Source organism: Muricaecibacterium torontonense (assembly GCF_004793925.1).
Taxonomy (GTDB): domain Bacteria; phylum Actinomycetota; class Coriobacteriia; order Coriobacteriales; family Atopobiaceae; genus Leptogranulimonas; species Leptogranulimonas caecicola.
Genome location: NZ_SRYE01000002.1, coordinates 447,641 through 457,296, shown reverse-complemented (window position 1 = coordinate 457,296; position 9,656 = coordinate 447,641). Strand labels below are relative to the sequence as shown.

Below are 9,656 nucleotides of genomic sequence, written 5' to 3'. Positions count from 1 at the left end.
CCACCGCGGCGCGAGAAAGAACTATACGCGAGGGAGAGGGTGAGCCTAGCGAGAATTCTCAAATGAGGTTTCCCCACATTTTTCCTTCACAGGCACCATCACAGAGCCAAGATCCTTCTTGCGCCTTGAAGGGGAAACAGAAGCAGCAGCTTCTTTCCAAACCTCAGCGGGCGTAGATAAAAGAGTAGCTGCTAGGAAACGTGTTACTGCTTGTCTTGGGGGTGAACGGTAGGCATCTGTCGGCAATCGAAAGATTAGAAACTGTGGATCTTCAAGTAGGTTTTAAAGGACCACAACTGCTGGTAGAGGCCATAAATCCAGACACCAGGCACTTCATACTTCTTCCCTCTTCAAAGGGCGCCTTAAGTCCCGAGGCCAAAGAAGGGGTTTCTCGGCAAAAGAACGCCCCAGCAGATCCAAGAATCCACTGGGGCGAAAAATTCGCTGCAGAAAACTCGGCCCTACTTGAGGTTGGCTGGGGCAGAGAGAGAAGCAGCGTCGGCAAACGAGAAGGTGTGATAGGCAGGGTCATCGTAGGTGGTGTAGCGATAAGTACCAGTAGTGCTATCGAAACCGCCGGTGTAAATGGTGTATTCAAAGTCGCCAGACTCCTGACGGCAGTAACCCTTGACCATGGAGACTGCATTGAGGGTCTTGAAGAGGCGGGTGATGTTGTCAGCGTCATCGTCTTGGTCGGGATAGCTTGCGTTAAGCAGTGCAACGCGAACGAAACGCGAGATGGCAGAGGGGTCGCCTGGAAGACCCATCACCGAGGGACCTACGCCCAGGGCGGTGAGATGAGCGTTGCGCATGGTGCGCTCGGGTGTCCAGTCGCCGTCCAGGTGAATGTAATTGCGCATGTTGTTGCAGTGGAACTGGAAGTCCGGCTGATTGGTCAACACGTCAAAGCCGTCATCGTAGATCTTAAGACCTTCAGCGGTTTGCTCGATGACAATGGACTGGTCTTTGTCGGCGACGAACCAATGCAGGTCGGAAGTAGGAAGCGAAGGATCGAAGGCGTCGTTGGTGATATTGAGGTTCTGAGCAGCTTCCTTCACCTGGGCAACTGTAGTGAACTCGGAGCACACCCAAAGGGGCATCTCGAAACTGGTGACGTTGATCTTGGAAGGATCAGCATCGTTGTAATGTGCGAAGCCTGCGGCAAAGGAAAGGCCGGCGCAGTAAAGGCCCGCCTCGTTCACGGCGTCAAAATAAAGAGGCATGTCCTTCATGAGCAGCCCCATACCAATGATGGGCGACTGAGTGGCAATAGCCCCTATGTGGCGGCTTTGCCAGGTCCAATCTGCAGGCACCAGCAGAGGCTTCTCGCCAAAAGGAACGCCCCAGTCCAGATTGCGGCCTACATAGAGGTTGTTGTTTTTATCGGTTAAGCGAACGGCGGTGCACATAGAGACGCTCCTTACAGGGTGAAGGTGCAGGATAGAGCGAGGCACACTTTGAGAGGCGCCTCTTGACGACAAAGTGAAGCTTCGCCTCCCTGGATCGTTCCCCAGAATGATGCTCGCCCAGAAGAACTTGAAGGTTGCTACCAACACTTCACAAAAGCGCTTTCCGTGCACAAGTTCTATGGACATTTTCCCAGTTAGTGGATGGCTTAACTGCAAATGTCTACCAGCAGTAATTGCGACCAAATTGATCGATAAGTTCGCGCACCTCTTCATCGGAGCAATCCACGCCTAGCTCGCGGAGACGACCCGGAAGCTCGCCTTCGTGAGCCAAAAGCAGAGAGTCCAGGCGACGCTGATTGGTACGGGCGCATTTGAGAGCCTCGAAGAAGCTGCGAATGAGGGACTCGGCGCTTACCTCTTCTTCGCTGTCCATTTGATCGAGGGCCAAGCGAGCCTCATAGGCGACCTCGGAGGATTCGACGGAGAATTCGCGTGCCTTCATGAATACCACCTCACAAAAGCGGGTTTGCTGATGAACTCTAGTCAAAGGTGCCACAACTTTGATATCGCAGGATGTCGATGGAGTGGATGCGGCTGGACCTCGACTGCTCCAGGTATTCCCACCAAACCGGAATTGGGGGACATTGCAAGAGCCCTTCGCAAAAATGCCCCCAAAGCTTGGGATATACCCCAAATGACCTTGAGAAACAATGAAAAACTGGGGGTTCACGACCTGCCTTGAGGAAACCTGCCTGCAAGAGAGCGGGCAACCCAAAAAAGCCTTGCCGAGAAACCCTTCCGCCGCAGCTGGAACAAAAAAGCCTCCAGCCACTGGAGAGTAGCTGGAGACTTACGGGCGGAATCAGAACGGCGACCGCTTAGTCTTCATGATGATGGCAGCAGCACTCGTCGCCATGCTCGTGGTCGTGATGGCCGCCACAGCCGCACTCGCACTCGCCCTCCTCGTCCTCGGCAAACATCTCTGCCGCCAAGTACATGTGGTCGATGCGCCCCACATAGGAAGTGTGAGGATCGTGCTTGGGGTAGCACTTCTTAGCAAGCTCGGTGTCGATGAAGTCTGCCAGGTCGATATCCTGGGCGTAGAGCTTGTGGCACACCAGCACCAACTGGGCCTCTTCGAAGGCGACGGATCCATTGCAAGGCTGAGGAGTGAGATGGGTGGCCTGGGCCTTATCGGTATCGCGGCCAGAATGGGTGCCAATGTAGTCCAGCGCCTCGCGCCACTCCTCGCCAAAGAAGCAGAGGGTGAACTCGTCGGTTTGGTCTAAGAACTGCTTGGTATAGCGCTGCGGACGCACATAGACAGTGGCTACGTTGGCGCCCCAAAGCGAACCCATCTGCCCATAGGAGGCGGTCATGGTATTCCAGGCAGAATCGTTGCCGGCGGTGATGAGCATCCAGTCGTCGCCGATCATCTCGAAGGGATTGAACTGCAGGTCTTTGGGATCGATCTCTACAAACTTGTCAGGCATGGGACCTTCCTTTCTGCCAATGTCGTGCATATATCTACCCCAGCGCCACCGGTCCTTGCTGGCGCATGCGCTTGGCCTCTTTAAGACACCAGGTGGTGCCTCCATGCTTGGTGGTATAGCCCAACCATTCCATCGCCTGAGAGCGACTAGGGGCGCAAAGCGCCAGGTGCAAGGCGAATTCTACTCGTTGGACGGGAGTCACCCTATCAAAGATACCTTCAACTGCTTCAAACACCTGGTCATAGTCTTTGCCGTCTTCCAGCGTGAGGATGTTGGCTAAAGACACCAGCTGAGAGACACCTTCCACAAAGGTAGGACTCACTCCCGAGGTGTCGAGGGCTTGGAGGGCGTGGACCTCGTCGATCATAGAAGCGGCGTCGCGCTGGTCATAGGCGCAATAGGCACGCACTTGGTGGTAGCAAAACGCGGCCGACCCCGAGGTCACCCCATGCTTTTGGGCGTAGGCGTCCATAAGCCGCTGCGCATCGTCCCAACGGCCTTGCCAGCGCAGGCCTCGGCAATAGTTCCATAGGGGCACCACCAAATCGTGAGGCCACAGGCTCTCGATGTAGGCCAGGTAGCGATCGGCAAAGGTCTGGGGGTCGCAGTCTTCGTCCAACACATAAGAGAATGCACTACCCAGCTTTTGACGCAACGAGAAGAGCTTCACAAAGCCGATGGCCGCGCCGATAAACGCGCCATCCACCGCCAGGGTGAGCGCCAGAGGAGCCACGGGCATCCCATAGGCGACAAACATGGCGACCACCCCTATAAGGCAACACGCCAACACCAGTATCCTATAGCGCTGCTCGACCCCTAAGACCTGGGATTTCACCCAATCTCGAGCCGACTGAGTGGGGCGATCTCCCAACGTGTGAAAGATAAAGCCTGCTGCGTCTTGAGCCTTTGATTTCTTGAGCGGCACTCAAGACTCCTTTCGCGCACAAGCTGCCAGCTCACGCAGGGCAGCAGCTACTGCGTAATCCTTGCTTTGACCAATAGTGTAGCGGGCGGCAGCCTTGACTTTCTCGGAGCCGTTGGCCATGGCCACCGAATGGGGAAAGGCGCTCAGGAACTCAAAATCGTTGTCCGAATCGCCAAACACCAGCACTTCCTCGGGGGCGATTCCCATGCGCTGGGCAAGCTCGAGGGCACCGTTGGCTTTGGATATACCATGAGGCAGGATGTCCAGGAGCGCCTGATCGGTCACAGGCATCACAAAATCAAACTCGGGGAATCGGGCGCGCAGGACCTCTGCGATCCCCGGCAGCTCCTCGAGCGAGTCGAAATGCAGGTTGGCCTTGGAATAGGCGCTCAAATCCAGCTGATCCAATTCCTCCAGGCGCTCTTTGCCATAACGTTCTGAGGGACCATGGAGCGGATCGAACAACGTGAGCTCTGAGAAGCCCTGCTCCGCCACAAAATGACCCAGCCTATTGAGAGCCTTTCCTGGGTAGGTGTGGCGAAAGGCTTCAACCCCATCGATGAAACCCAAAGTCCCGTTCTCATAGACGCCGGTGGCATAGAGGTCCAGCTGGTTGTGAAAGAGATCCGGCAGCATGTTGACGGGGCGCCCGGTACAGGGACCAAAGGCGATGCCGGCTGCTTTGAGCTCACGAATGGCCGCCTCGGTATTGGGCGACACTCCTTCTTGAGCGTCGGGAATGAGCGTCCCGTCCAAATCGGTAAGCACGAGCTTGATCATGAATCCTCCTGGATCGGTGCGATAGACGCGGGCCATGATTATGCCACGGTAACACCTGAGGGCTTAAACGCACGGCAGGCCTCCACCGCGCAGCGCCAACCAGCATAGGCCTGGGCCATGACCTGCGGGGGCCGCTGGGGCTCGAAGCGGCGATCCACCTGAATGGCCAGGTCGCCCCAATCCCAAAAGCCCACCGCCAAACCCGCCAAAAATGCGGCGCCCAGGGCTGTGAGCTCATGGACGCAAAAGCGCTCCACAGCGCTGCCGCACAGGTCAGACTGGAACTGCAGCAAGAAGTCGTTCGCCGCCGCCCCACCGTCCACTTTAAGGGTGCCAATCTTTATGTGAGATTCCCGCTCCATGACTTCTAGCACGTCTTTTACCTGGTAGGCCATGGCTTCAAGGGCTGCCCGCACTATGTGGCCCGAACCTGTGGAAAAAGTGATGCCTTCGATAGAGGCGGTAGCCCGCGCATCCCAATAGGGCGTAGCCAGACCCGTGAAGGCAGGCACCACATAGACGCCGCCAGAGCTCCCCGCCTCTTGAGCGATGGCGCAGGAGTCCTTAACGTCGTCGAAGAGGTGCAAACCGTCTCTGAGCCACTTCATAAGCGCGCCGGACACAAAGATGGAGCCTTCCAGCGCATAGGTGACAGTGTCGCCAATTTGCCAGGCGATGGTTGAGAGCAATCCCTGCTCGGAGCGCACGATAGTATCGCCGGTATTCATCAAGAGGAACCCGCCGGTGCCGTAGGTGTTTTTGGTCATCCCCGGCTCCAGGCACAGCTGCCCAAAGAGCGCAGCCTGCTGATCTCCCACGCAGGAGCTGATGGGCACCTCTGCCCCAAAGAAGGCCCATTGGGCTGTGGTTCCCCGCACTGCTGAGGTAGGAAGAATGTCAGGCAGGATTTGCTCTGGAATCCCAAAGGCTTCCAAAAGCTCAGAATCCCAGGTGGCGGTCTCAATATTGCACAGCAGCGTGCGAGAGGCGTTGGAAGGGTCGGTGGCATGCACGCACCCGCCCGTGAGCTTCCACACCAGCCAGGTGTCCATGGTGCCAAAGAGCAGTTCGCCCGCCTGAGCCCGCTCCCTTACCCCTGGCAGGTTTTCCAGCATCCACACGATCTTGGAGGCAGAGAAATAAGGGTCTATGCGAAGCCCGGTGCGTTGGCGCACCAACGGCTCGAGACCTTGGGCCTTCCAGCGATCGCAGATATCGGCCGTCTGGCGCGACTGCCACACGATAGCCGGCCCCACCGGAAGCCCCGTTTTGCGATCCCATAAAAGACAGGTCTCTCGCTGGTTGGAGATGCCGATGGCGCAGATGGCAGCAGGGTCGATACCGCTCTCGTTCATCACCTGCGCCATAACCGCCATGGTGTCCAGCCATACCCCCATGGCGTCCTGCTCCACCCAGCCCGGTGCAGGATAGCTGAGCGCCCCTTCTTTTTGGGCCAGCGCCACCACCTGTCGATCATGGTCAAACAAGATCGCCCGCGACGATGTCGTGCCATGATCCAGCGCCAAAAGGTAGGAGGCGCCCGGATCAACACGGAGGCTCCCATAGTCCACATGATCATCCTTGAGTTGGGCTACGTCAGTCATCTAAGCCTTCTTTCCCACCGACTTGGTAGCGATAAGGGAAGCGCCGGTGCCGAGAAAATCGTCCTCCAACACCTGACCGATGGATACGGGAGCTAACGCCTCTAAGGCAGCCAGACCCCGGGCCACATCCATCACCCGGTCTTTTGGCACCTCCGGCACCGTTTTTACCGAGACCACCGGCAATTGACCACCTGCCACGCGCACCAGCCCTGTAACCGTGCGAGAGGGGCTGGTGGCCTCTTTTATGAAATAGGCCTCGCCTCGCGGGCAACGGTTGCCTTCGACATGCCACTCTCCTTCTGCCAGTTGCCCTTGGAGCGTGCACCCCAACGGGCAACGGATGCAGACGAGCTCTTTGGGCTGGCCTGCTGCATTTTTCTCGACGCATGATCCGTCCGAGCGGCAATCCAGCGGCTGTGTTGGGGCGGTAAGACAGCTCATGAAGCCTCCTCTACCAAGATAGTAAGGCCGACCCATGGCTCTCCTGCTTCTGTGAGCAGTTTCGCTGCAGGAATGGCAACGGTTTCCATCTCTGCAGGGACCATGGCTGGCTTATTGCGGCGAAGCACCTCCACCTGTTCCCCTTGGCGCGTGCGCCCTTGGACCACCAAAGAAGCGTCCTTAAAGACATTGGCGACCCTAAAGCGTATCTGCGCTGGACCCTCGAGGCAGCCCACATCAATGGTGGAAGGCACGCTGTAGCGCACGCCCGTCCCTGCCTCTAGGGCTATGGGGGCATAGGTGCTCGATATCGCAGCTGCTTCTTGTTCATATTGGGCTACTGGTTGCCTGGTTTGCTTCTCGGCAGCAGGAAAGCGAAGGCACTCCGGTTCGCGCGAGCGGACTGCCAGGTAAGCAGCCGCTGCCCTGCCTGCCTGGGCAGCCTCTTCGCTCACATAGTCCACCAGGTCGTGCACATGCAATACGTTGCCTGCAGCAAAGATGCCGTGAACCGATGTTTCCAAGCTTTGAGTCACTATAGGGCCACCGGTTGCCTTATTAAGAGTTACACCGGCCTGGCGGGAAAGCTCGTTTTCTGGCAGCAGGCCGCAGGAGAGCAAGAGGGTGTCGCATTCCAGGGTGCGCTCGGTACCTGCTATGGGCGCACCTGCGCTGTCTACCTGGGCCAGCGTCACAGCCTCCACGCGCTCCTTGCCCAAAATGCCTACCACCGTGCAAGAGAGCCAAAGGGGGATGTCGAAGTCTTCTAAACATTGCACAATATTTCGCTTAAGCCCGCCGGAGTAGGGCATGAGCTCGGCAACGCCTACCACCTGAGCGCCCTCCAACGTGAGGCGCCGCGCCATGATGAGGCCGATGTCGCCAGAACCCAAGACAAGCACTCGGCGGCCAGGCATGAAGCCTTCCATGTTCACCAGCCGCTGAGCTGTGCCGGCGGTATAGATGCCTGCCGGCCTATAGCCGGGGATGGAGAGCGCGCCGCGCGGACGCTCCCGGCATCCCATGGCAAGCACTATGGCTCCCGCTTGAACAACCTGCACCCCCTGGGCACTGGAAGCCATAATCTCGAGGTCTGGCGTTATATTAAGCACCGTGGTACCTACTTGATAGTCTACGCCAGCATCTATAAGTGCGTCTATATATCGCTCCGCATACTCGGGGCCGGTAAGCTCCTCTCCAAAGCGGTGGAGCCCAAAGCCATTGTGGATGCACTGGTTCAAGATGCCGCCCAGGCGCTCGTCGCGCTCGTAGACGCAGATGGACTCGACGCCGGCTTCCTGGGCTGCCAGCGCCGCAGCAAGCCCTGCAGGGCCGCCCCCTACAATGGCGAGGTCTACCTGTTGTCTGCACGACGCCATTACAACCCCTCCTTCACAGGACCTGTGATCCAGGGGGCCTCACTGGAGTTTTTGCCTATGGCCTCTTGGGGAAGCAAGGCGGCCTGGGCCACCAGCTCTATGACGCGGGGAAGGCAAAATCCCCCTTGGCATCGGCCCATCCCGGCGCGCACGCGGCGCTTCACCCCATCGGTGGTGGTCACAGGGATCGATCGCGAGCAGGCATCCAGGATCTCCCCTGCACTGATCTGCTCGCAGCGGCAAATGATCTCGCCATAGGCAGGATCTGACTCCACCAGCAAAGCCAGCTGTTCGACGGAGAGCTCCCGGGTCTTCACAGGCCCCTTGCGCGTGCGTCCTGACTGTCTGTTGGCAATATAATGCAATTGGTTACCTAATAGCTCTTTCATCATGAGCGCTATGGCAGGAGAGGCGGTAAGCCCGGGTGACTCGATGCCGGCCGCATGCACATAGCCGGGCGCCACTTCGCGGACGACAAACTCGTGGCCTGCCTCATGCGCCCTGAGCCCCGCAAAAGAAGTGATGGTTGCCTTGAGATCGAGTTTCGGAAAGCTTTGGTGGGCAAGCTGCGCGATAGCGGCCAGCTCGGCCGCCGAGGTGCAGGTGGCCTCAGGATCGTCCACATCCACCGCAGTGGGACCCACCAGCGTGTTTCCATGAACGGTGGGGGCCACGAGCACGCCCTTGCCCTTGGGCCCTGGCAACTGGAAGAGCGTGTGGCAAGGCGCCGGCTCTGCCGATATGTCCAATAAATAGTAGGACCCGCGCCGAGGGGTTATAGAGAGCCTCTGCTCTTGGGGGACCCACGGGTTATACAAGTCTGCCGAGAAGAGCCCCGCCGCAGCTGCCACGCATCGGCAATAGTAGGCGCCCCGGGCAGTAGCGACGCACCAGCGGGCTCCCTGCGAGAGCGCTGCTGCCTCTTGAGAAGAGACCTCATCCTGGGCGTTCAGGCGATGCACCTGCCCCACCGGCTCTGACAGGTGGAACCAGACGCCATTATCGGCAGCCAACTCGGCCTGAGCCACGCAGAGCATGAAAGGGTCCACGATGCCTGCGGTGGGCGCCCAAAGAGCGGCCACTGCCTCAGGCGACACATGAGGCTCCAGACGGCGTAGGCGCTCTTGGCCTATCACCTCGAGCCCCTCCACCCCGTTGGAGCAGCCTCGGGAGGCCAGCTCCTCCAAGCGGGGGATGTCGGCTCTATCGAAGGCCAGCACCAGCGAGCCATTTTGCTCGTAGGGAATGTCGAGGTCGCGGCAGAGCTGCGGCATGAGGGCGGCTCCGGCCACATTGAGGCGCGCCATGAGCGAGCCGGGAGCCGCATCAAAGCCCGCGTGGACAATGCCCGAGTTGGCCTTGGACGTGCCGCAGCCCACGTCGGGCTCAGCCTCGAAAACGGCCACGTTCAGCTGCTCATAGGAGAGCTCTCGCGCGAGAGCGCACCCCACGGCCCCAGCGCCGATAACGGCCACGTCCAGCACAGGGGTCTCAACGGTCGAGGGATGGGCTTCTCGGCAAGGCGGGGCATCAGGAGATGAAGTCATGAGTCCCTCTCTAATGGAAAAACAAATCTAAATGTGAGAATACTTAGCAGACAGTTTACAGGTAGTCCCAAGAAAACC

At 58.5% G+C, this 9,656-nt stretch carries 9 protein-coding genes; all 9 read right to left on the bottom strand.

All coding sequences use genetic code 11. The features are described 5' to 3' along the window. Positions 1-461: 461 nt before the first annotated feature. The 9 genes from E5334_RS05015 to E5334_RS04975 all read right to left on the bottom strand — a co-directional run bounded on the left by E5334_RS05015 (position 462) and on the right by E5334_RS04975 (position 9,578). The gene (locus tag E5334_RS05015) at positions 462-1,409 is read right to left on the bottom strand and encodes a linear amide C-N hydrolase (protein WP_167604300.1); all 948 of its coding nucleotides are present in this window, start codon (positions 1,407-1,409) and stop codon (positions 462-464) included. 220 nt (positions 1,410-1,629) lie between these two features. Then, positions 1,630-1,911: a hypothetical protein gene (locus E5334_RS05010; RefSeq protein WP_136012489.1), complete on the bottom strand. Its 282-nt coding sequence runs from the start codon at positions 1,909-1,911 to the stop codon at positions 1,630-1,632. A gap of 376 nt (positions 1,912-2,287) precedes the next feature. Then, a complete protein-coding gene (locus tag E5334_RS05005) occupies positions 2,288-2,902 on the bottom strand; it encodes a flavin reductase (protein ID WP_136012488.1) in 615 nt (204 codons plus the stop codon). Positions 2,903-2,936: 34 nt separating this feature from the next. Continuing rightward, entirely contained in the window at positions 2,937-3,827 is an 891-nt protein-coding gene (locus E5334_RS05000) for a hypothetical protein (RefSeq protein ID WP_136012487.1), read from the bottom strand. Next, positions 3,828-4,607 (bottom strand): HAD family hydrolase, encoded by a 780-nt coding sequence (locus E5334_RS04995; RefSeq protein WP_167604299.1) that lies wholly within the window; start codon positions 4,605-4,607, stop codon positions 3,828-3,830. Positions 4,608-4,645: 38 nt separating this feature from the next. Further along, positions 4,646-6,211: a glycerol kinase GlpK gene (gene glpK, locus E5334_RS04990; protein WP_136012485.1), complete on the bottom strand. Its 1,566-nt coding sequence runs from the start codon at positions 6,209-6,211 to the stop codon at positions 4,646-4,648. Beyond that, positions 6,212-6,652, bottom strand: a complete 441-nt coding sequence (locus E5334_RS04985; RefSeq protein WP_136012484.1) for a DUF1667 domain-containing protein — start codon at positions 6,650-6,652, stop codon at positions 6,212-6,214. Beyond that, positions 6,649-8,031, bottom strand: a complete 1,383-nt coding sequence (locus tag E5334_RS04980) for an NAD(P)/FAD-dependent oxidoreductase (protein ID WP_136012483.1) — start codon at positions 8,029-8,031, stop codon at positions 6,649-6,651. Before E5334_RS04980 ends, E5334_RS04985 begins: the two co-directional genes overlap by 4 nt. Then, a complete protein-coding gene (locus E5334_RS04975; RefSeq protein ID WP_275438931.1) occupies positions 8,031-9,578 on the bottom strand; it encodes an NAD(P)/FAD-dependent oxidoreductase in 1,548 nt (515 codons plus the stop codon). Before E5334_RS04975 ends, E5334_RS04980 begins: the two co-directional genes overlap by 1 nt. Positions 9,579-9,656: the final 78 nt, after the last annotated feature.